The following is a 21,294-nucleotide window of genomic DNA, read 5'->3' as shown; positions in this document are numbered from 1 at the left end:
TTAAAATAGGTGAGATGATATGAATAATATATTAGAAATAGAAGGATTGTCATTTCGATATGAAGATCGAAATGTGTTAGAAGATATTAATTTGCAAGTTCCGAAGGGAGCTTTTTTAGGTTTAGTTGGGCCGAATGGTTCTGGGAAATCAACTTTGCTAAAATGTTTATTAGGCGTTTTAAAGCCAAAACAGGGAAGTATTCGTTTGTTTGGTGTTGATAGTAAGAAGTTTAAAGAATGGAACAAAGTTGGTTATGTGTCGCAAAAGGCAAATAGCTTTAATTCTGGTTTTCCGGCAACTGTTTTTGAAGTTGTATCAATGGGACTCGTTTCTAAAAAAGGGCTGTTTCGCTTTTTCACGAAAAACGATAAGGAAAAGGTAGAAAAAGCGATTGCTGATGTTGGAATGAGTGAGTTTCAAGGGCGCAATATCGGAGAACTTTCTGGTGGACAACAACAGCGTGTATTTATTGCTCGTGCGCTCGTTAGTGATCCTGAATTACTTATTTTGGACGAGCCCACTGTTGGAATAGATGTGAAGAATGTAGAAAGTTTTTATGAGATATTAGAGGATTTAAACAAAAGGTTAGGAATCACATTAATTCTCGTTACTCATGATATGGGAGCTGTTACTGAGAAGGTAACACATGTTGCATGCTTAAACCAACATCTACATTTCCATGGAAATGTAGAGAAGTTCCGAGAGTTAGAAGATGCAGAAATGTCCGTCTTATATGGACATCATGTTCATCGTTTAGAACACGAGCATGAGCATCACGGGAGGATATAATGATACAAGATTTTTTACAATATGACTTTTTACGTAACTCTTTATATGCAGGGATTTTAATCGGACTTGTTGCACCGCTTATCGGTGTATTTGTTGTCATTCGCCGAATGTCGCTTATTGCGGATGCATTAAGTCACGTGACATTATCGGGTATTGCTGCAAGTTTACTACTAGAAAAAACAATTTTCACAGGAGGATTTTTAAATCCGTTATATATGGGAATGATTTTTTCTATTGGTGGAGCGTTACTAATCGAAAAATTACGTACTGTATATAAACATTATCAAGAATTAGCAATTCCGATTATTCTTTCAGCAGGAATGGGGATTGGGGTTATTTTTATATCACTTGCAAATGGATTTAACACTGATTTATTTAGTTATTTATTTGGGAGTGTAAGTGCTGTAACAAGTACGGATTTAATAATCATCGGCATTGTAGCAATTGTTGTTATTGTAACGATCACTTTATTATATAAAGAGTTATTTTTACTATCGTTTGATGAGGAATATGCTGTATCAACCGGTTTGAGTGCAAAGTGGATTCACTTTATTTTCATTATATTGGTTGCACTTGTCATTGCAGTATCAATGCGTGTAGTAGGGGTTCTTCTCGTATCATCATTAATGACGTTACCAGTTGCAGCAAGTATTCGTATTGCGAATGGATTTAAACAAACAATTTTCTTTTCCATTTTATTTGGTGAAATTGCAGTAATTGGTGGAATGTTTGCTTCATATCAACTTGATCTAGCACCAGGTGGTACAATTGTTATGATAGCAGTTCTTATTTTAATTGGTGCGATTTTATGGAAAAAGAAAAAAACTGCATAAAGTAGGGATAGATATGAATCTAACAGAAGCTTTACGCCTAATGAAAGATAAAGGATACAAACATACTGGAAAAAGGGAAGAAATGCTCAGGTTATTTGCAGCTCACAATCGTTATTTAACGGCGAAAGACGTTTTAGAGCATATGAAGGATGATTATCCAGGTCTTAGCTTTGATACGATTTATCGTAACTTAACGGTGTTTGCTGAAATCGGTGTTTTAGAACAAACGGAATTAAATGGTGAAAAACATTTTCGTTTTACATGTTCTATTATGGAACATCATCATCATTTTATTTGTTTAGATTGCGGGGGGACGAAAGAGATTACTTCCTGCCCGATGGATTTTATGAATAAAGATTTTAACGGTTATGAAGTAACCGGGCATAAGTTTGAAATATACGGCCGTTGTCCAAAATGTGCAAAATAAGAACTCGTCGGTTACATAACTGACGAGCTTTTTTACGTAAAAAAGAAGGTTGCCACAAATATTGTGGCAACCTTCTTTTTATTGTTCTTGTGTTTCTTTTTCTTTTTCTCGTTCAGCAGCCATTTCAGCAGCAATTACATCGATTTCTTTTTTTAGTTCTTCTACCATTATTTCTTCTGGTACTTTACGAACAACTTGCCCTTTACGGAATAATAATCCTTCTCCACGTGCACCGGCAATACCGATATCAGCTTCACGAGCTTCACCAGGACCGTTTACAGCGCAACCAAGTACTGCAACTTTAATTGGTACTTTTAGTGTAGAGATGTATTCTTCCACCTCGTTAGCGATGCTAATTAAATCAATTTCAATACGACCACAAGTTGGACAAGAAATAAGTGTTGCTGCATTAGATGCAAGACCGAATGACTTTAATAGTTCACGCGCAACTTTTACTTCTTCAACTGGGTCAGCACTTAATGAAATACGTAGTGTATTTCCGATGCCTTTATTTAAGATTGCGCCAAGACCAGCGGCACTTTTTACAGTTCCAGCAAATAATGTTCCGGATTCTGTAATACCTAAATGTAATGGGTAATCAAAAGCACGAGCAGCTTTTTCGTATGCTTCAATTGCTAAGTTAACATCAGAGGCTTTCATAGATACGATAATATCGTGGAAATCTAAGTCCTCTAAAATTTTAATGTGATGTAGGGCGCTCTCGACCATACCATCTGCAGTTGGGTATCCGTACTTTTCTAAAATGTGACGTTCTAATGAACCTGCGTTTACACCGATACGGATTGGAATACCGCGTTCTTTTGCTGCATTTACAACAGCTTCTACTTTATGGCGACGACCAATGTTACCTGGATTGATACGTACTTTATCAATGCCACCTTCAATTGCTTTTAAAGCAAGGCGATAATCAAAATGAATATCAGCAACAAGTGGAATGTTGATTTGTTTTTTAATATCAGCAATAGCATTTGCTGCGCGTTCGTCTGGAACAGCAACACGGACGACTTGACAGCCAGCTTCTTCTAAACGTTTAATTTCAGCAACTGTTGCTTCAACATCATGTGTTTTTGTTGTTGTCATACTTTGTATAATTAATTCATTATTACCGCCAATTGTTAAATTACCGACTTTAACTGGACGTGTTTTTGTACGATGAGTCATTTCATTCACGAATAGATCGCTCTCCTTATAAAAGAAGTTTCTTATTTAGTCCCTCATATCAATGAAAGTATACGTGATACAGGGCTATAGAAACCGAAGTGCTCGGTTTCACTTTTACTATTGTATCAGCGCCTTTATGTAATTGACAAGGATTAAGTGATTGCTTATTGATATAACGGGAATTTATAAGACTTTCCAATTTGTATTTTTGTAGCAGATGTACTTTTGTTTAGTTGTTTAAAGTCATCAATTACCTTTTCAATGGAAGGGATTTTTTTCTTATTAATTTGTTCGGTAATAGAAAGAACTGTCTCACCTGTTTTGACTTCAATTGTTTTATAAGTTACATCTGTTTCTTTTTCTGCTTTGTTCTCTTTATTTTGTTTTGTATCTGTACTTTCTTGTTTTATCGTTTGGGCCGCATTTGTTTTTTTATATGAACTTAACATCGGTAAAGTGCCGATTTTTATATCGTAATAAAATATATAACCAAGAACAAGCACGAATAAGAATATACCTAATCTCTTCATATTCTTCACTCCTTTGCTAGGAATATATGCTTGTCCAAAAAAAAAATGCCTATTTAGGCATTTTTTTTCGTTCTTATTTTTCTTTTGGTTTTGGAACTTCTTTAATTGTTAAGTAAAGAACAATTAAAACAACTGCGATATAAATGAATGTTGAACCAGGTACAACAATTTTGAATAGATCCATAATCATAAAGAAGATTGTTGGAATTGTGTAGCTGTATGCAGTTAACGTCCATACTTGCTTATAAGATAATTTACGTTGACCGCTCATAGCAGAACCAATAAACGCAAGTAAAGTAATTCCTAAGAAAGTAATAAACAATTGGAATAGGTATACTAACACGCCGATAACAGCTAGTAAAATTGGATAAATACTATCGAATACAGAAATGAAATCTTGCAAATCTTTCTTCTCAAGAGATGTCCCTAATAAATCATTATAGGAGTATGTTTGTGTTTGACCATTTCCTATAGAAACTACTTTATCTTTTAAAATAAATAAACCAGTTTTGTTTTGATATGTTTCTATATCTGTTGTATTAGGATCAAATACGAAAAGAGCATCTCCCTCTTCCTTTAGAATAGGTTGTTCAATATCTGCTTTTAGTTCACCGTTTTCGATTTTAAAATCAGGTAAATCTTTTTCAATTGCTTGATTTACCATGGTAACACTATCTTGAATAAAGCTACCGTAAAAGAATGTTCTTGGAATAGTAGTGATTAGACAAAGTAGCATAATATACAAAATGGTTTTTCCGATTTTTTGAAAACGGAATAGCGCCATATCTTTAGGCGAATATACGCTTTTTGCTAATTGGGTAAATATGGACATAGATTCACTTCCTTTATGTATGTATAAAATCATTGTAACGTAGGAATCTAGAGAATCTCAAGATATATTATATTTACATATAGTGGAGATAACTAAATTTCTTTTATTAATTTTCTTCTTTTATATGAGAAAAATACAATTGACACTTTTCTTTGCCATATGGTAAATTTATCTTACATTTCTTAAAGGATATATCTGATAGGAATTCCTTTATTTGATATGTATGTTACATACGTAATTGTGGACCCTTAGCTCAGCTGGTTAGAGCAGACGGCTCATAACCGTCCGGTCGTAGGTTCGAGTCCTACAGGGTCCATATCCATTTCACATGTTTATTATGTCAGCGGGAAGCTTCCTTGTAGAAGGGAGCTTTTTTACGGAATATATGAGCATTTTAATTGAAAAGAAGTGGGATTTTTGCTACGTTAATGATAGCAAGACAATGTGATTTATTTGTTTGCACCCTATGGCAATTAGGGTAGAATGAAGTTGTATGTCACTTAAGTGGCAATACATAAACTGGGAGGAATATAACAATGGCAAAACACGAATTACCAAATTTACCTTATGCGTATGATGCTTTAGAGCCTCACTTTGACAAAGAAACAATGAACATCCATCATACAAAACACCATAACACGTACATTACAAACTTAAACGCTGCTTTAGAAGGTCATGCAGAATTAGCTGACAAAAGCGTAGAAGAATTAGTTGCAAACTTAAACGAAGTACCAGAAGCAATCCGTACAGCAGTACGTAACAATGGTGGCGGACATGCTAACCATACATTCTTCTGGACAATCTTATCTCCAAACGGCGGCGGACAACCAGTAGGCGAACTTGCAACTGCAATTGAAGCGAAATTCGGTAGCTTCGATGCATTCAAAGAAGAATTCGCAAAAGCTGGCGCAACTCGTTTCGGTTCTGGTTGGGCTTGGTTAGTAGTAAACAATGGTGAGTTAGAAGTAACAAGCACGCCAAACCAAGATTCTCCTCTAACTGAAGGTAAAACTCCAGTTGTAGGTTTAGATGTTTGGGAACATGCTTACTACTTAAATTACCAAAACCGTCGTCCTGACTACATCGGTGCATTCTGGAACGTTGTAGATTGGAACGCTGCTGAAAAACGTTACCAAGAAGCAAAATAATTGTAATAACAATAGAAAAAAGCTAGGAGAATGCTCCTAGCTTTTTTCTATGCTTTCCTTTTACATAATTGGGCTTGTCTTTGGAAGACTAGAACATGAAGTAAAGGAGAGTTGTGTATGAAGTGGAAACATATAATTGGTGACGTTGAAGTGAATCGGGATTTAGTGTTATTGCTCCTTATTGGAGGTTTATACACGCTCGCAATTTCTTTATCGAATACGTTTGTTAACATTTATTTATGGAAACAAACACAAAATTATGTGAATCTTGGCTTGTATAATTTGGCCAGCGTTGTATTACAGCCTCTCACATTTCTTATAGGTGGGAAATTAGCGAAGCGTATTGATCGCTCAATCTTGTTACGAATAGGCGTAGGCACGTTAGCAATTTTTTTTATCGTTGTTTTAGTAGCGGGAAAAAGCGCTTCTCACTATATTTTATTAATGGGGGCTCTTTTAGGAGTCGGATATGGTTTTTACTGGCTCGCGTTTAACTTATTAACATTTGAGATTACAGAACCAGAAACAAGAGATTTCTTTAATGGGTTTCTTGGACTTCTTACATCCTTCTCTGGCATGATTGGACCGATAGCAGCTGGATACACAATTTCACGTATGGAAAAATGGAGTGGCTATACGGTCATATTCTTTCTTTCGTTACTGTTATTTGCAATTGCTGTCATTTTAAGCTTTTTTGTATCTAAGAGAGAATGTGAAGGACGGTATGAAATTGTACAAGTATTGAAAGAGCGGCAGATTGATAAAAATTGGGGAAGAATTACACGTGCTCATTTTTTCCAAGGGTTGAGAGAGGGAACGTTTATTTTTGTGATTTCCGTATACGTGTATTTAGCGACGGATAGCGAACTCGCCTTAGGAAAATATAGCTTAGTAAATTCTGCTGTATCATTTGTATGTTACTACTTAGTCACTCGTATGTTAAAGAAAGAGTGGCGGAAAAAAGCAATTTTGCTTGGAGGCATTATTTTATATGCTGTCGTATTTTTAGTTATATTCAATGTTACATATGCAAAATTACTTATTTATGCAGCGTGTATTGCGGTTGCATACCCTATTTTGCTCGTTCCGTATGGGTCCATGACATATGATGTAATTGGCAGAGCGAAAAACGCGAGAGAGTGGCGTGTAGAGTATGTAGTAGTCCGGGAATTATGGTTAAATGCAGGAAGAATTTGTTCGGTTTTAAGTTTTTTATGTGCTGTATTATTCTTTCCGCCTGAAAAAAGTTTGCCTTACTTATTATGTATTTTAGGTGCAGGACATTTTCTTATTTATTTTGCAGTTAAAAATGTCAAATATGATGAGGGAAATGCAAGTAAAACAAGTGTTGTAACGCAAGCGAATGCACAGAATCAAACAGAACCAGAAGGTTAACTTCTCGGTTGTTTTATGCTAGAATAGAAAAAGATGTAAGACAGCAGTGAGGACACCTGTATGAAGGTGTCCCTTTCACATTACATAGCTGTTGGTAGAGGGGGTTTGTATGAGCAAGAAGCAGAAACAACAAAAGAAAAAGACTCACGTTCCTTTTCGGTTAAACGTGCTGTTTTTCTGCGTGTTTTTATTGTTCTCCGCGGTTATTGTAAGGCTTGGATATGTACAAATTGTTCGCGGTGAGGAATATAAGAATGAAGTGGAGAGGAAAGAGAACTCGACGATAAGTAATCCTGTACCACGTGGGAAAATATTTGACCGTTATGGGCGAGCTGTAGTAGATAATGCAGCTGTTCGTACGATTACATTTACAAAAATGAAAGGATCAACTGCAGAGGCTCGCTTAGAAACAGCGAAAAAGCTAGCAGATTTGATTGAAGTACCGACTGATAAATTAACAGATCGCGATAAAAAAGATTATTGGCTTGCTATGCACAAAGAGGAAGCTAAAGAAAAGATTACGAATAAAGATCGTCAAGAGTTAAAAGATAAAAAAATTGACGATAAAGAATTAGATGAACGTCAACGAAGTCGCGTGACAGAAGAAGAAGTGAATCAATTATCCGCAAAAGATTTAGAAATACTAGCGATTAAAAGCAAAATGGACGGCGGATATGCAATGACACCTCAAGTTATTAAAAAAGATGCTACAGAAGAAGAATATGCGATTATTAGTGAAAGCCTAGCAGCATTACCAGGTGTAGATACGAATGTTGATTGGGATCGAAAGTATATTTATGATGATTTATTCCGAAGTGTACTTGGCGGGGTGTCAACGTCTGATGAAGGTTTACCGAGAGAAAGACTAGATTACTATCTTGTTCGTGATTATAATCGAAATGACCGTGTAGGGAAAAGTTATCTTGAGCAGCAATATGAAGATAGTTTGCACGGTAATAAAGCGGAAGTGAGAAATATTACAGATAAAAACGGTAATATTTTAGAAACGATTAATGTATCAAAAGGGCAGAGTGGTAACAATCTGAATTTAACAATTGATATGGAATTACAAAAGCGTGTAGAAGAAATTATCACTAAAAATTTATTGAGATATAAAGGGGGACAACCTCTTTTAGATCGTGCATTCGTTGTAATGATGAACCCAAAAAATGGTGAAGTTTTATCTATGGCAGGGAAACAGTTAGTGAATGAAAATGGCGAAACGAAAGTACAAGATTTCGCATTAGGAACGATGACAAGTTCTTATCCGATGGGATCAACTGTAAAAGGTGCGACAGTACTTACAGGCTATCAAACAGGTGCGATTCAACCAGGTTCAGTTCAACTCGATGAACCAATCGTATTGAAAGGAACGCCGAAAAAATCTTCTTGGAAGACGATGGGATATATTAATGATCTGACAGCATTAAAAATGTCTTCTAACGTTTATATGTTTAAAACGGCGATGAATCTCGCAGGTGTTCAATATGTGAGAGGTGGTACGTTAGATATACCACAAAAAGCATTTGATACGATGCGTTATTATTTCGGACAGTTTGGACTTGGTGTGAAAACAGGTATTGATTTACCGAATGAATCAGCGGGCCAAACAGGTAAAGGAATTCAGCCAGGTTTCTTATTAGATTTATCAATTGGACAGTATGATACGTATACACCACTTCAATTAGCGCAATATGTTTCAACAATTGCAAATGGTGGTTACCGTATGCAGCCTCAAGTTGTGAAAGAAATTCGTCAACCGGCAGTGAAACAAGATGAGGTTGGAAAAGTGGTTCATTCAATGGAACCGAAAGTGCTGAATCGTATTGATATGCCTGAATCACAAATTAAACGTGTTCAGGAAGGATTTAGACAAGTATTTAACGATTCTGGTGGTACAGCTGCGAAATACTTTGCAGGTGCACAATATAAAGCTGCTGGTAAAACAGGTACAGCTCAAACTGTGTATGGCGGAGATAAAGAGATTGGTAGAAAGGCAAACGGTGAGCGTAAAGAAACATATAACTTAACGTTAGTAGGTTATGCGCCACTTGAAGACCCTGAAGTAGCATTTTCTGTTGTTGTACCTTGGGTAGATGATAAATCAGGTATTAACGGATATATTAGCCGTGACATTATGGACGCGTACTTTGATTTGAAAAAAATAGAAAATGGCGAAGCTTCAAAAGAGGAAATAGATAATAAAAAGAAAAATAAAGAGCAAGATGATGAATAAAAAAGTTGTAAAAAAAGCACACTATCTGAAAAGATAGTGTGCTTTTTTTTATGGTTTATGCATACGTTTTAATAAAGTGGACAAGCATATCATATCGGAAAATTAAGAGGCCTCACAAATGATACTCATGCATCCCTCTGAAGGATAGCGGTTTTATGGACCAATCATCAGTGAAAATGAACAATGGCTACGGATTAAAGTTTTACCTAATGTTGATTCTTGTGGAACTTTACAAAACTTTTACAAACAATTAAAACCGAATTAATAGTTTAGCAGTATTCTTATATCTGTAATCCTGTTATTTCCGGTTACTTCTAGGAGGAAGAACACGTGAAATGGATAAGTGCATCGATTAAAGTTTTCATACTGTCGACATGTTTTCTTTATGTTGGCACGTCTACTGCATTTGCTGTGAATGAAATGGGAGAAGTGAGAGTTGATGGATCCTCAACAGTTTTCCCTATTATAGAAGCAGTAGCGGAGGAATATACAAGGGCGCATCCAAACGTGAAAATTTCTATCAGTGTTTCTGGAACAGGAGGAGGATTTAATCGTTTCAGTAAAGGAGAAGTAGATATAAATAATGCTTCGAGAGCAATGAAACAAGTAGAAGAAAATGAAATGAAGAAAAACTCCATTCAGTTTACACCGTTTGAAGTCGCTTACGATGGTCTTACGATCGTTGTGAATCGCCAAAATACTTGGGTAGACAATATGACGGTAGACGAGTTACGTCTATTATGGAGTGAAGATGAAAGCGGAAAGCGATGGTCACAAATTCATTCATCATGGCCACGTGAACAGGTGAAGTTTTATGCGCCAGGTGTAGACTCTGGTACGTATGATTATTTTCAAAATGTCATCTTACAAAATAGTCGCATTGTAAAAAAAGTCTCTTTGTCTGAAGATGATCAAGTTATTATGCAAGGGGTAATGAATGATAAAAATGCCATTGCTTTTGTAGGATATGCTTATTATATGGCCAATCGAGATAAGGTGAGAGCAATAAAAGTGAATGGTGTACTTCCGACGAAAGATACCATTCAATCAGGTAAGTATAAGCCATTATCTAGGCCGCTATTTGCTTATGTGAATGATGCATCTATCCGAAAAAAAATGAATGTAGCAAATTATATTGAGTTTATGATTCAACATGTTGGTGATCTCGCTGAAGAGGTTGGGTATGTAAAATTACCAAAAGAAAAATACAATGAACAGCTGCGGATGTTAACAGAAATAAAAAGGTAATGTCAGGGTGGAGAGGGGTTTTCATCTTTGGCTCATAATGACAAAAGTCAAATTACATTTTCTGTACAACATTTGATTGAAAGAAATACAAAACAAAGAAAAAAAACGCAGCGAATCAATCGAATAGTTCCGTTATTACTAAAAATAATTGCTAGCGTGTCTATTGTAACGACACTTGGAATTATTTTCACATTGGCAAATGAAACATTGATGTTTTTTCAAACAATACCATTACACTCCTTTTTGACGGGAAAAGAATGGTTACCTTTTTTTGAAGATCCTAAATTCGGTATATTACCACTTATATGTGGAACGTTCCTTGTAACAGCAATTGCCATGTTCGTAGCAATTCCTATCGGTTTAGCGTGTGCCGTATTTTTAAGCGAATATGCTTCAAACGGTGCAAGGAAAGTATTAAAACCTATGTTAGAACTATTAGCAGGTATTCCGACAATTGTATATGGTTTTTTTGCATTAACAGTTGTCACACCACTTTTACAACGGATTATACCAGATTTACAGTTTTTTAATGCGATTAGTCCAGGTATTGTTATTGGCTTTATGATGATACCTACAATTGCATCTCTATCTGAAGACGCGATGAGAGCTGTAGCGAAAGGGACGAAAGAAGCTTCGTTAGCACTTGGAGCAACTCGGTTTGAGATGGTAAAACAAGTCGTGTTTCCCTCGGCTTTTACAGGGATTATGGCAGCGATCATATTAGCTGCTTCCAGGGCAATTGGTGAAACGATGATAGTTGTAATTGCAGCGGGATCTACACCGAATGTATCGCTCGATCCGACACATTCTATTCAAACGCTAACAGCCTATATTGTGCAAGTGAGCTTAGGTGATGCTCCGCATGGAACAATTACGTATTACAGCATGTACGCTGTAGGCGCAACGTTATTCTTGTTTACTCTTATAATGAACATCATTTCACACTCTATTATGCGCCGCTTTAGGAGGGTGACATAATATGCGAATGTTGAATCATAAAAAAATACAAGAAAATATGGCATCACGTTTTTTAAAAGACCGAGTTTACAAGTTGTTATTTTATATAGCAATTTTGTTTTCAATCATAATACTGCTTATTTTACTTTTTCAAATTTTTGAAAAAGGTATAAGTTACCTTTCGTTAGATTTCTTTACAAACTTCGCTTCGCGTAATCCGAAAGAAGCTGGGATTGCTGCAGCTTTGTCAGGAACAATATTATTTATGAGTATTGTTATACCAGTTTCCTTTATATTTGGAGTTGGAACTGCTCTTTATTTGGAGCAATATGCGAAGGAATCTATATTTAAAAAGGTAATAGAAATTAATAATCAAACGTTAGCAGGAGTACCGTCCGTTGTATTTGGATTACTCGGCTTAACTATTTTTGTATATGCTCTTCATTTAGGTGAGAGTATTATTGCGGCGGCACTGACGATGAGTTTACTCGTTTTACCGACAGTTGTTGTAGCGAGTCAAGAAGCGATACGATCTGTACCAAGTTCATTATTAGAAGCCTCTTACGGATTAGGTGCTACGAAGTGGCAAACGATGTATCAAATTGTATTGCCATCTGCTTTCCCAGGAATTATAACGGGTTGTACGTTAGCGATATCAAGGGCGATTGGAGAAGCGGCACCGCTATTAGTTATTGGGGCACTTGCATTTGCAAATTATGTTCCATTTAGTATGTTTGATAGATTTACAGTTTTACCAATTCAAATTTTTAATTGGATGAGTAGACCGCAAGAAGAATTTCAGTACGTAGCAGCTGCTGGGATGATTGTTTTGTTAGGTTTATTACTCTTTATCAATATATTTGTCTTATGGTTACGAAATCGAAAATAAGTTGGAAATGGATGAAAGGGGAATTCAAATGGTAGCAACAGTAGTAAATGTACAGGTGAAAAACGAGGAGAAAATCGAGACTGCACCAAAGAAAGTAGTATTTGATACGAAAAACTTAAATTTATGGTACGGAGAAGACCATGCTTTAAAAGATATTAACTTAAGCATTCATGAGAATGAAGTTACAGCAATTATCGGGCCAAGTGGTTGTGGTAAATCCACGTACTTAAAAACATTAAATCGTATGGTAGAGTTAGTACCAATCGTGCGAACTACAGGTGTAATTGAATATAGAGAGCGCAATATATTTGAAAAATCATACCCAGTTGAAGAATTAAGAACTCATGTGGGAATGGTGTTCCAAAAGCCAAATCCATTTCCGAAATCTATTTATGAAAATGTAGCATATGGACCGAAAATTCATGGTATTCGTGATAAGAAAACATTGGATGAAATTGTTGAAAAAAGTTTACGTGGAGCAGCGATTTGGGATGAGTTAAAAGATCGTTTGCATGATAATGCATACGGTTTATCTGGTGGACAGCAACAGCGTCTATGTATCGCACGTTGTTTAGCAATTGAACCAGACGTTATTTTAATGGATGAGCCAACATCGGCACTAGATCCAATTTCAACATTAAAAGTAGAAGAATTAATTCAAGAGTTAAAGAAAGACTTTAGTATTGTGATCGTAACGCATAACATGCAACAAGCAGCACGTATTTCAGACAAAACTGCTTTCTTCTTAAGTGGAGAAGTTGTGGAATATACAGATACAAATAAATTATTTACGACACCTTCAGATAAGCGTACAGAAGATTATATTACAGGCCGATTCGGTTGATATCTTTGCAAGGATAAGAGTAAATACCCTCTTAACAGAGGGTATTTCTTATTTTTACCTCATTTAATTAGAGAAGTAATGCTTCTCCTATCTTAAGGTTTATTACAAGTAGGCTAGGTAGGAGATCTATATAATGGCACATAATATTGAGGGGGAAGAAACAATGGTAAGAGAACAGTTTCAATGTGATTTAAAAATGTTACAGCAAAAGGTGATTGAGCTTGGAGAGCTAGCGAGGGAAGCTTTATTGTTTGCTATGGAAGGTCTTCATAAAAGGGATGTAGAGAAAGCGTTAGAGGTAATAGATGGTGATTATCGTATGGATAATTTAGAAGAGGAAATAAATGATCTTGCGCTTATGCTTATTACGAAGCAGCAACCTGTAGCAAGTGATTTAAGAAGGATTTTCATTTCAATTAAAACAGCGACAGATTTAGAGCGTATTGCAGATCATGCTGTTAATATTGCGAAATCAACAATTCGTCTTGGGGAAAAAGAGGTGGTTGTTAGTTTGCACAATCTTGATGAAATGTTTGCAATTGCAAATAAGATGCTACAGTTAGCGCTAGAAGCATATGAGCAAGAAAATTTAACTTTTGCGAAACAAATTGCCGAAATGGATGATTCAGTTGATGAAATATATGGGAAAGCGATTCGTGAATTTATATCTTCAGTTCCAGAACAACCAGAAGCAATTACACAAATTACACAATTATCCTTTGTGGCGAGATATATCGAGCGTGTAGCAGATCATATTACAAATATTGCTGAAAATGTTTTTTATTTAGTAAAAGGAAAGCATTACTTATTAAATGAATAAATAAATAAAGAAAAAAGGCAGGTGAAACATCACCTGCCTTTTTTAGTCAAAACATGACAAAAAAAGCTCGTTGTTTCCTTTAGTTTATGATGATAAGATGTATCATAATGTAATGGAAAAAATAGGACACATATGTTGTTCATTTAATAAGTAATACTTTACCGAGTCAATAGTAAGCGCTTTCTTTCGTGGTATTTAAAATGTACATGTATATAGGGAGTTTTACTGCCTGTAAAAGCTCGAGTCGAGTGGTCAAGGCTAATAATCAGTGGGGGATGCGCAAAAACCCCTACTAATTAAAGTTTCATTTTATACTGCTAGTTAATGCGGGGTAGATAATATACATATCGTATATGAAGTTACTTAACATTATATAAGTGGAGGCTGAAGTATATGAAGGGGGTTATTTTAGCTGGAGGAAAAGGACGACGCCTTAGACCATTAACATGTAATACTCCAAAGCCGATGTTGCCATTATTAGAAAAGCCAGTTTTGGAATACAATATTGAATTATTACGTCAGCATGGTATTCGTGAAATTGCAATTACTATTCAGTATATGAGTACAGCAATTAAGCAATATTTTGGTGACGGTAGCAAATGGGGCGTTAACTTGTACTACTTTGAAGACTCTCCACCGCTTGGAACCGCAGGGAGTATTAAACAAGCGGAAACATTTTTAGATGAAACGTTTGTTGTGATAAGCGGGGATGCGTTAACTGATTTTCAATTATCAGAAGGAATTATGTTTCATGAACAAAAGAAAAGAATGGTAACTATGTTTGTAAAGGAAGTAGAAAACCCACTCTCATTCGGTTTAGTTGTAATGAACAAAGAACAAGAGGTTACACGATATATAGAAAAACCGAGCTGGAATGAAGTAGTCTCTAATATTGTGAATACAGGTATATATATTATGGAGCCAGAAATTTTTTCTTACATACCGCCCCGAGAATTTTTTGATTTCAGTCAAGATGTGTTTCCGTTATTGGCAAATAAGAACGCATTATTTGCATATTTGTCAGAAGGTTATTGGTTAGATATCGGTACATTTGATCAATATCGACAAGCGCAATTTGATTTGTTAACGAAAAAATTGCAAGTACCAATTCCTTATACGGAAGTATTGCCGATGGTATGGATGGGAGAAGGTGTGACGATAGGAAAAGGAACGAAAATTCACGGTCCGTCTTTTATTGGAGAAGGAGTAAAGATTGGTGCTGGAGCTGTAATTGAACCGTACTCTATTATCGGAAAAAATAGTATTGTTTCAAGTTATTCTCATCTTCAAAAAAGTATTGTTTTTGCAAATGCGCACATTGGGCAGTATTGCGAGCTATTAGAAACGACAATAGGAGAGCATACAATGGTGGAAGATGACGTTACACTGTTTCAAAAAAGCATTGTAGCGGATCATTGTCATATAGGGAAAAGTACGGTAATTAAGCAAAAGGGAAAACTATGGCCATATAAGGCGATTGACAGCTATTCGGTAGTAGGGTCGGCTGGTGTTCAAGAAAGTGAAAAGAGTGCAGGATGGCTGCAAAAAAGCCGCATTGTAGGAAGAGGTAATGTTGAGATCACTCCTCAATTTATTGTAAAGGTTGCAATGGCGTACGGGTCCCTTTTTGCGAAAGGGGAAAGTATATTAATTGGGAGTCAAGAACATATAGAAACGACTTCTTATAAAAATCTCTTTCTTCATGCGATTCATGGTATTGGGGTTCATACGATGGAATGCAAAGAAATGAACGAATCGCTTTTTCAGTATAGCATTCAGGATTTACAATGTGCTGGTGGGGTTTTCATTCAAGTGGAAAATGAAAAAGAGGTTGTGATAAAGTTATATGGTAAGGATGGGGTACAATTAACGTATAAGCAGCAAAAAGCGATAGAACAAGTATATATGTCTGAGTCGTTTTATTACGTATGTGAGAAAGAAATGGGGCGGAATAAGCTAGTCCACGTTTCTTTACATGATTATATAGAGGCTGTATTAGAGCGCATTGATGTGGAGAAAATACAAAAACAAAAGTTTCATCTCCTTATTAATAAGAGCAATGATATGTTACAACATTTACTTATGCTCTTTTTACAAAGGCTCGGATGCACAATTACATGGATTTATGCGGGCGAACAAAAGGATCATGTGAAAGCCTTGATGAAATCAAGTAAAGCAAATATGGCACTTATGTTTTCGGAGCAAGGAAATTATTTCGAGTTATATGATAATCATAGTAATATTTACCAAGGAACAGATTTTGAAGAGGTAGATATTCCAGATTTATTACTTGAATCGGCAGGGAATATTTACCCGATGTCTTTGAAATTAGGAGAATGTTACCTTCTATTTTATACGCAGGATGAAAAAAAGTCGTTTCAAGCGAGATGGAAACGAGATATTTTATATCGAATTGGAAAATTATTCGAGCTAATAGCATTGCAGGGAAAAACATTTCTCAGCATAGTAGAGCAATCACCTCCACTCTATCTACTTTGTGATGAAGTTGTATGTTCATGGAATGAAAAAGGGAAAGTAATGAGGAAATTATTGGCTGATATAGAAAGAAAGGAAGAAGGTATATTTGAAGGAATACAGTTCAAATATACCGAAAAAGAGTGGTCTTATATCGTTTCTGACACAAAACAACCGAAATTTTTAGTGTATTCGCATGCCAGAAACCCAGTGATAGCAAGGGAAAACATGAAAAATCTTATAGAAAAAATTAGACAATATCAAAAGGTGTAGAATTTTTATTTTAAAAGTGGTATTATAGTATAGTCTGATTTAAGTTATTAGTACTGGAGGGAATAAGAATGCGTGTGAATATTACTCTAGCATGTACAGAATGCGGAGATCGTAACTATATCTCAAAGAAAAACAAACGTAACAACGCTGAGCGTATCGAGCTTAAAAAGTATTGCAAGCGTGACAAGAAGTCTACGTTACACCGTGAAACAAAGTAAGCAGTAGGAATATTTTCCTACTGTTTCTTTTTTTATTCGATTCCTCTGTTAAAAGTGATACACTATCATCGTAGAGCAAAGTATCACTGTGAGGGGGAAAATGTGTGAGAGAAGAGAAAGTACGTTTACGTAAACAAATAATAGAGCACATGAATTCTTTATCAGAAGAACGGTATACAACTTTATCAGAGCAAATTGCATTTTCGTTGTATGTGCAAAAAGAGTGGGCTGAAGCTAAAACAATTGGAATCACTCTCTCAATAGAAAATGAAGTGAATACATATTCTATTATCGAAAAAGCTTGGGAAGAAGGAAAGCAAGTTGTTGTTCCAAAGTGTAATAAAGGAACACGAACAATGTCTTTCCGGCAAATTAGTAATTTTGATCAATTAGAAACAGTGTATATGAATTTACGTGAACCAATTCCAGCGTGTACGGAAGAAGTGAATGCAGATGACATTGATCTTCAAATCGTGCCAGGTGTAGCTTATACAGAGCGAGGAGAACGGATTGGATATGGCGGTGGGTATTATGATCGTTATCTCGTGCATTATAAAGGGAAAACGCTATCATTAGCTTATAGTTTTCAAATAGTCGAACATATTCCAGTAGAGCCGTTTGATAAAAACGTAGAAAAAATTATTACAGAAAAAGGAACAATGGTTAAAAATGGGCTTGTATAGACAAATAAAAATTGACGAGACTTTTTCTTCTTGATTATAATAAAATATGTGAACGTTTTCTTATTATAATTTTTTATAGTAAGTGAGCATAGAGGGTGATAAAATGGTATCTATTTATGATATTCAGCAATTGCTAAAGAAATTTGGTACGATTATTTATACGGGTGATCGAATTGCAGATTTACAATTAATGCAAGATGAATTGCGTGAATTAAATCAATCACAGTTAATCGATCCACAAGACTATCAAACAGCTTTATTTTTATTGAAGCAAGAAATTCAAAAAGAGCTAAATAAGAATTAGATAAAGGTAGGTAAGCAACATGGAAGAGAAATGGTTAGTTGGGGTTGACCTTGGTGGTACAACAATTAAAGTAGCATTTATTAATGTGTACGGTGAAATTTTACATAAGTGGGAAATCCCTACGAATACAAATGAGCAAGGAAAACATATTACGCTTGATGTAGCGAAAGCTATTGATAAAAAGTTAGAAGAGTTAGGTGAATTGAAAAGCAAGTTAATCGGTATTGGTATGGGAGCTCCTGGTCCTGTACACGTGGCGTCTGGAATGATTTATGAAGCGGTCAATTTAGGATGGAAAAACTATCCGTTAAAAGATTTATTAGAAGTAGAAACAGGATTACCTGTTGTTATTGATAATGATGCAAACTTGGCAGCGCTTGGTGAAATGTGGAAAGGTGCTGGTGAAGGAGCAAAAGATTTAATCTGTATGACACTTGGCACTGGTGTTGGTGGTGGTGTAATCGCCAATGGTGAGATTGTACACGGCGTAAGCGGAGCTGCTGGTGAGATTGGACATATTACAGTAGTTACAGAGAATGCTTTCCCATGTAATTGCGGGAAGTCTGGTTGCTTAGAAACTGTAGCATCTGCAACGGGTATTGTGCGTGTTGCTATGCAAAAAATACAAGAGACTAATAAAGAGAGTGTTCTACGTTCTATGTTAGCAGAAGAAGGGCGTATTACATCAAAAGATGTGTTTGAAGCACTTGGACAAGGTGACGAGCTAGCAGGCGAAGTAGTAGAAAAAGTAGCTTCTTATTTAGGGTTAGCTGTAGCGAACCTTGCTAGTACGTTGAACCCAGAGAAAATTGTTATTGGCGGGGGCGTGTCTAAAGCTGGAGATGCACTATTAGAGCCAATTCAACGTTATTTCGAGCAATATGCTTTCTCACGTGCTGTAAAGAGCACAAAGTTAGCGATTGCAATACTTGGTAATGATGCAGGTGTTATCGGAGGAGCTTGGCTTGTAAAAAAGCACAAATACGAAGCGAAGATGGTATAAGTTGTGAAATATGAAAAGAGGAAGGGGAAACCCTTCCTCTTTTTGTGTGAAATCTTGATGAAGAATAACATGTAAATGAATTAAGCTGCCGGTGGGTACCCGTTATATAGAACAGTCATGATCGTAAACCATCCGAAAACGAGTACAGTTGCAATTGCAAAGCCGCCCGCGAATAAGTTTTTTTCGCGAAGAGTTCTAAGCGTAGCGAATACAGCTAACAGAGTGACTAGCGCAAAAATAATAACAAGGCCCATACAATATCCTCCTCTGTCTACCCATTCCTTAATATGAGTTTTTAGAATATTAACTCTTTTATATTGTACATGTTTTAAAAATGATTGTCGAGATAGCATCCTTTCTTTTCCTAAGAGAAAAAAATGTTGTATCATTGAAAGTAAGTTTAATAATTGGAGGAGATTTTCATATGAAATGGATACAAATGCCGTTAGGCCCATTACAAACGAATGCTTATATTTTAAAGAATAATCAAAATGAGTGTATTATCTTTGATCCTGGTCACGAAGGAGAGAAGCTCGTTACATATTTACAAGAAGAACAATTAAAGCCACTGGCTGTTTTATTAACACATGCTCACTTTGATCATATTGGTGCTGTTGACGCGGTAAGAGACGCTTTTCATATTCCTGTGTACGTACATAAAGAAGAAGCAGATTGGTTAGGCGATGCAACTGTAAATGGCTCTCAAATTTTTATGATGAATCGCAGTATTACAGCAAAACCAGCAGATCATATTATTGATACAGAAGGTGCATTAGCAATTGGTTCATTTAATTTTGAGATTTTTGAGACGCCAGGACATTCTCCAGGCAGTATTTCTTATTATTGTAAAGAGGCGAATGCTGTATTTTCTGGAGATGTATTGTTCCAAATGAGCATCGGAAGAACAGATTTACCCGGTGGAAGTTTTGCTGAATTGATTGGAAGTATTGAAGAAAAATTATTTGTATTACCAGATGAAACAGCGGTGCTATGTGGACATGGTCCAGAAACAAGCATTGGTTTTGAAAAAGAAAATAATCCATTTTTACAGTAAGGAGCTAGTATGGAGATGGAGCTCATTTTAAAAGAATGGATGGGGAAAGAGAAGGATTATTCAATTTCATATAGTACGTATATGAATCTCGTATTGTACACAGAGGGACATGGCTATTATATGAAGGAACGTGAAAAAATTGGAAGACAGGGGGATTTTTTTACAAGTAGCAACGTATCCTCTGTTTTTGCAAAAACATTTGCTAAGTTTTTTATTCGTCTTGTTGAAAATGGTGAAGTTGCTCCGAATATTTGTGAGATTGGTGGGGGGACAGGAAGGTTTGCCTATGATGTTTTACAAGAGTGGAAGCAAGTATCCCCAGAAACCTTTATTGATTTAAACTATTCAATGATTGAAATGAGCCCTTTTCATAGAAACTTACAGCAGAAAAATCTTTGTTCGTTTTCTAATGTGTCGTATTATACGTCGCATAGTGAAATGGGAGAATCGTTCGAAGGGATTCTTTTTTCGAATGAGTTATTTGATGCATTTCCTGTTGAAGTAATTGAGAAGAGAAATGGAATATTATATGAAGTACGTGTTACGTACACAGAGGAAGGGAAACTCGCAGAAGTATGTAGACCGCTACAGAAAAGCATTGGTCGATACTTATTGAAATACAATATTTATCTTGCTGAAGGTCAGCGTTTTGAAGTGCCACTTGCGATGGAAGAGTATATAGAAGAAATTGCGAAATGGTTTCAACGAGGTGTATGTATTACCGTTGATTATGGATACACAAAAGAAGAATGGATGCATCCTGCACATCAAGAAGGAAGTTTACGAGGATATTACGAGCATAAGTTAATTCGTAATCCTTTAGCGCATCCAGGTGAAATGGATCTTACTACTCATATTCATTGGGACGAACTGAAAGAGATGTTTAGCCTGCAAGGCATGAATATAGTATGGCATAAGAAGCAATCGGAGTTTTTGTTAGCAGCAGGAATATTAGATCAGCTTACGGGTCACCAAGATCGAAATCCTTTTTCTGAAACTCAAAAACAAAATCGTGCAGTTCGTTCTATGATTTCGAGCGGAGGATTAGGGAGTGCATTTGATGTTGTGATACATACGAAACATATGCAACAGTTACACTTGGATCAGTATTTGAAAATATAAAAAAACAAGACACAGCATATTTCTGTGTCTT

At 35.9% G+C, this 21,294-nt stretch carries 22 protein-coding genes and 1 tRNA gene; 19 read left to right on the top strand and 4 right to left on the bottom strand.

The window, feature by feature from the left end; translation table 11 throughout:
* Positions 1 to 19 precede the first annotated feature (19 nt).
* The 3 genes from J0835_RS21005 to J0835_RS20995 are packed head-to-tail and all read left to right on the top strand — an operon-like array spanning position 20 to position 2,050.
* Positions 20 to 790: a metal ABC transporter ATP-binding protein gene (locus J0835_RS21005; protein WP_001059649.1), complete on the top strand. Its 771-nt coding sequence runs from the start codon at positions 20 to 22 to the stop codon at positions 788 to 790.
* Positions 790 to 1,623, top strand: coding sequence for a metal ABC transporter permease (locus J0835_RS21000; protein WP_000613823.1), 834 nt, complete (start codon positions 790 to 792; stop codon positions 1,621 to 1,623). The genes J0835_RS21005 and J0835_RS21000 overlap by 1 nt, the downstream gene beginning before the upstream one ends.
* Before the next feature lie 13 nt (positions 1,624 to 1,636).
* Entirely contained in the window at positions 1,637 to 2,050 is a 414-nt protein-coding gene (locus J0835_RS20995) for a Fur family transcriptional regulator (RefSeq protein ID WP_001054512.1), read from the top strand.
* Positions 2,051 to 2,128: 78 nt separating this feature from the next.
* Here the strand turns inward: J0835_RS20995 and ispG are convergent, their stop codons facing one another.
* From ispG to J0835_RS20980, 3 genes are all read right to left on the bottom strand, one after another.
* Positions 2,129 to 3,232: a flavodoxin-dependent (E)-4-hydroxy-3-methylbut-2-enyl-diphosphate synthase gene (gene ispG, locus J0835_RS20990; protein ID WP_075308387.1), complete on the bottom strand. Its 1,104-nt coding sequence runs from the start codon at positions 3,230 to 3,232 to the stop codon at positions 2,129 to 2,131.
* Between the two features lie 164 nt (positions 3,233 to 3,396).
* Positions 3,397 to 3,762 carry a hypothetical protein gene (locus J0835_RS20985; protein ID WP_064474783.1) on the bottom strand — a complete coding sequence of 122 codons (366 nt, stop codon included), beginning with the start codon at positions 3,760 to 3,762 and terminating at the stop codon, positions 3,397 to 3,399.
* 73 nt (positions 3,763 to 3,835) lie between these two features.
* A complete protein-coding gene (locus J0835_RS20980) occupies positions 3,836 to 4,594 on the bottom strand; it encodes a DUF1189 domain-containing protein (RefSeq protein ID WP_000021902.1) in 759 nt (252 codons plus the stop codon).
* Between the two features lie 242 nt (positions 4,595 to 4,836).
* Between J0835_RS20980 and J0835_RS20975 the strand changes: the two genes are divergently transcribed.
* From J0835_RS20975 to glcK, 14 genes are all read left to right on the top strand, one after another.
* Positions 4,837 to 4,910 (top strand) — tRNA-Ile (locus J0835_RS20975).
* A gap of 220 nt (positions 4,911 to 5,130) precedes the next feature.
* Complete coding sequence (gene sodA / locus J0835_RS20970) at positions 5,131 to 5,742, top strand: superoxide dismutase [Mn] (protein WP_001052034.1); 612 nt, start codon at positions 5,131 to 5,133, stop codon at positions 5,740 to 5,742.
* 117 nt (positions 5,743 to 5,859) lie between these two features.
* The gene (locus tag J0835_RS20965) at positions 5,860 to 7,137 is read left to right on the top strand and encodes an MFS transporter (RefSeq protein ID WP_087981965.1); all 1,278 of its coding nucleotides are present in this window, start codon (positions 5,860 to 5,862) and stop codon (positions 7,135 to 7,137) included.
* A gap of 109 nt (positions 7,138 to 7,246) precedes the next feature.
* Complete coding sequence (locus J0835_RS20960; RefSeq protein WP_087981963.1) at positions 7,247 to 9,373, top strand: peptidoglycan D,D-transpeptidase FtsI family protein; 2,127 nt, start codon at positions 7,247 to 7,249, stop codon at positions 9,371 to 9,373.
* Positions 9,374 to 9,703: 330 nt separating this feature from the next.
* Positions 9,704 to 10,621, top strand: a complete 918-nt coding sequence (gene phoX / locus J0835_RS20955; protein ID WP_087981961.1) for a phosphate ABC transporter substrate-binding protein PhoX — start codon at positions 9,704 to 9,706, stop codon at positions 10,619 to 10,621.
* A gap of 27 nt (positions 10,622 to 10,648) precedes the next feature.
* Complete coding sequence (gene pstC / locus J0835_RS20950; protein ID WP_087981960.1) at positions 10,649 to 11,599, top strand: phosphate ABC transporter permease subunit PstC; 951 nt, start codon at positions 10,649 to 10,651, stop codon at positions 11,597 to 11,599.
* Between the two features lies 1 nt (position 11,600).
* Positions 11,601 to 12,467, top strand: a complete 867-nt coding sequence (gene pstA / locus J0835_RS20945; RefSeq protein ID WP_087981958.1) for a phosphate ABC transporter permease PstA — start codon at positions 11,601 to 11,603, stop codon at positions 12,465 to 12,467.
* Positions 12,468 to 12,495: 28 nt separating this feature from the next.
* Complete coding sequence (gene pstB / locus J0835_RS20940) at positions 12,496 to 13,311, top strand: phosphate ABC transporter ATP-binding protein (RefSeq protein ID WP_000226689.1); 816 nt, start codon at positions 12,496 to 12,498, stop codon at positions 13,309 to 13,311.
* 163 nt (positions 13,312 to 13,474) lie between these two features.
* A complete protein-coding gene (gene phoU / locus J0835_RS20935; RefSeq protein WP_087982734.1) occupies positions 13,475 to 14,131 on the top strand; it encodes a phosphate signaling complex protein PhoU in 657 nt (218 codons plus the stop codon).
* Positions 14,132 to 14,524: 393 nt separating this feature from the next.
* Entirely contained in the window at positions 14,525 to 16,879 is a 2,355-nt protein-coding gene (locus J0835_RS20930) for a sugar phosphate nucleotidyltransferase (protein WP_087981956.1), read from the top strand.
* Between the two features lie 68 nt (positions 16,880 to 16,947).
* Entirely contained in the window at positions 16,948 to 17,097 is a 150-nt protein-coding gene (rpmG, locus tag J0835_RS20925; protein ID WP_001265616.1) for a 50S ribosomal protein L33, read from the top strand.
* A 104-nt stretch (positions 17,098 to 17,201) separates the two neighbouring features.
* On the top strand, positions 17,202 to 17,780 hold the full coding sequence (locus J0835_RS20920; protein ID WP_087981954.1) for a 5-formyltetrahydrofolate cyclo-ligase: 579 nt from the start codon (positions 17,202 to 17,204) through the stop codon (positions 17,778 to 17,780).
* Between the two features lie 103 nt (positions 17,781 to 17,883).
* Positions 17,884 to 18,084: a YqgQ family protein gene (locus J0835_RS20915; protein ID WP_000253699.1), complete on the top strand. Its 201-nt coding sequence runs from the start codon at positions 17,884 to 17,886 to the stop codon at positions 18,082 to 18,084.
* 19 nt (positions 18,085 to 18,103) lie between these two features.
* Positions 18,104 to 19,087: a glucokinase gene (glcK, locus tag J0835_RS20910; protein ID WP_087981952.1), complete on the top strand. Its 984-nt coding sequence runs from the start codon at positions 18,104 to 18,106 to the stop codon at positions 19,085 to 19,087.
* An 80-nt stretch (positions 19,088 to 19,167) separates the two neighbouring features.
* On the opposite strand, the gene J0835_RS20905 is transcribed toward glcK, so the two are convergent.
* Entirely contained in the window at positions 19,168 to 19,341 is a 174-nt protein-coding gene (locus tag J0835_RS20905) for a DUF2759 domain-containing protein (protein ID WP_000524847.1), read from the bottom strand.
* Between the two features lie 170 nt (positions 19,342 to 19,511).
* Here J0835_RS20905 and J0835_RS20900 point away from each other — a divergent pair, with 170 nt between their 5' ends.
* Positions 19,512 to 20,141 (top strand): MBL fold metallo-hydrolase, encoded by a 630-nt coding sequence (locus J0835_RS20900; RefSeq protein WP_087981951.1) that lies wholly within the window; start codon positions 19,512 to 19,514, stop codon positions 20,139 to 20,141.
* Positions 20,142 to 20,150: 9 nt separating this feature from the next.
* Complete coding sequence (locus J0835_RS20895; protein WP_087981949.1) at positions 20,151 to 21,263, top strand: class I SAM-dependent methyltransferase; 1,113 nt, start codon at positions 20,151 to 20,153, stop codon at positions 21,261 to 21,263.
* Positions 21,264 to 21,294: the final 31 nt, after the last annotated feature.

The organism is Bacillus cereus group sp. Sample62, assembly GCF_036851315.1.
GTDB lineage: Bacteria > Bacillota > Bacilli > Bacillales > Bacillaceae_G > Bacillus_A > Bacillus_A wiedmannii.
The sequence above is the reverse complement of the archived record's forward strand: the minus strand, read 5'-3'. Positions and strand labels throughout refer to the sequence as shown.

What these genes read in the sequence shown, in the direction of transcription:
- J0835_RS21005 (WP_001059649.1), top strand. Translation starts at nt 20, where the DNA reads ATGAATAATATATTAGAAATAGAAGGATTGTCATTTCGATATGAAGAT.
- J0835_RS21000 (WP_000613823.1), top strand. Translation starts at nt 790, where the DNA reads ATGATACAAGATTTTTTACAATATGACTTTTTACGTAACTCTTTATAT.
- J0835_RS20995 (WP_001054512.1), top strand. Translation starts at nt 1,637, where the DNA reads ATGAATCTAACAGAAGCTTTACGCCTAATGAAAGATAAAGGATACAAA.
- ispG (WP_075308387.1), bottom strand. Translation starts at nt 3,232, where the DNA reads ATGACTCATCGTACAAAAACACGTCCAGTTAAAGTCGGTAATTTAACA.
- J0835_RS20985 (WP_064474783.1), bottom strand. Translation starts at nt 3,762, where the DNA reads ATGAAGAGATTAGGTATATTCTTATTCGTGCTTGTTCTTGGTTATATA.
- J0835_RS20980 (WP_000021902.1), bottom strand. Translation starts at nt 4,594, where the DNA reads ATGTCCATATTTACCCAATTAGCAAAAAGCGTATATTCGCCTAAAGAT.
- sodA (WP_001052034.1), top strand. Translation starts at nt 5,131, where the DNA reads ATGGCAAAACACGAATTACCAAATTTACCTTATGCGTATGATGCTTTA.
- J0835_RS20965 (WP_087981965.1), top strand. Translation starts at nt 5,860, where the DNA reads ATGAAGTGGAAACATATAATTGGTGACGTTGAAGTGAATCGGGATTTA.
- J0835_RS20960 (WP_087981963.1), top strand. Translation starts at nt 7,247, where the DNA reads ATGAGCAAGAAGCAGAAACAACAAAAGAAAAAGACTCACGTTCCTTTT.
- pstA (WP_087981958.1), top strand. Translation starts at nt 11,601, where the DNA reads ATGCGAATGTTGAATCATAAAAAAATACAAGAAAATATGGCATCACGT.
- pstB (WP_000226689.1), top strand. Translation starts at nt 12,496, where the DNA reads ATGGTAGCAACAGTAGTAAATGTACAGGTGAAAAACGAGGAGAAAATC.
- phoU (WP_087982734.1), top strand. Translation starts at nt 13,475, where the DNA reads ATGGTAAGAGAACAGTTTCAATGTGATTTAAAAATGTTACAGCAAAAG.
- J0835_RS20930 (WP_087981956.1), top strand. Translation starts at nt 14,525, where the DNA reads ATGAAGGGGGTTATTTTAGCTGGAGGAAAAGGACGACGCCTTAGACCA.
- rpmG (WP_001265616.1), top strand. Translation starts at nt 16,948, where the DNA reads ATGCGTGTGAATATTACTCTAGCATGTACAGAATGCGGAGATCGTAAC.
- J0835_RS20915 (WP_000253699.1), top strand. Translation starts at nt 17,884, where the DNA reads ATGGTATCTATTTATGATATTCAGCAATTGCTAAAGAAATTTGGTACG.
- glcK (WP_087981952.1), top strand. Translation starts at nt 18,104, where the DNA reads ATGGAAGAGAAATGGTTAGTTGGGGTTGACCTTGGTGGTACAACAATT.
- J0835_RS20905 (WP_000524847.1), bottom strand. Translation starts at nt 19,341, where the DNA reads ATGGGCCTTGTTATTATTTTTGCGCTAGTCACTCTGTTAGCTGTATTC.
- J0835_RS20900 (WP_087981951.1), top strand. Translation starts at nt 19,512, where the DNA reads ATGAAATGGATACAAATGCCGTTAGGCCCATTACAAACGAATGCTTAT.
- J0835_RS20895 (WP_087981949.1), top strand. Translation starts at nt 20,151, where the DNA reads ATGGAGATGGAGCTCATTTTAAAAGAATGGATGGGGAAAGAGAAGGAT.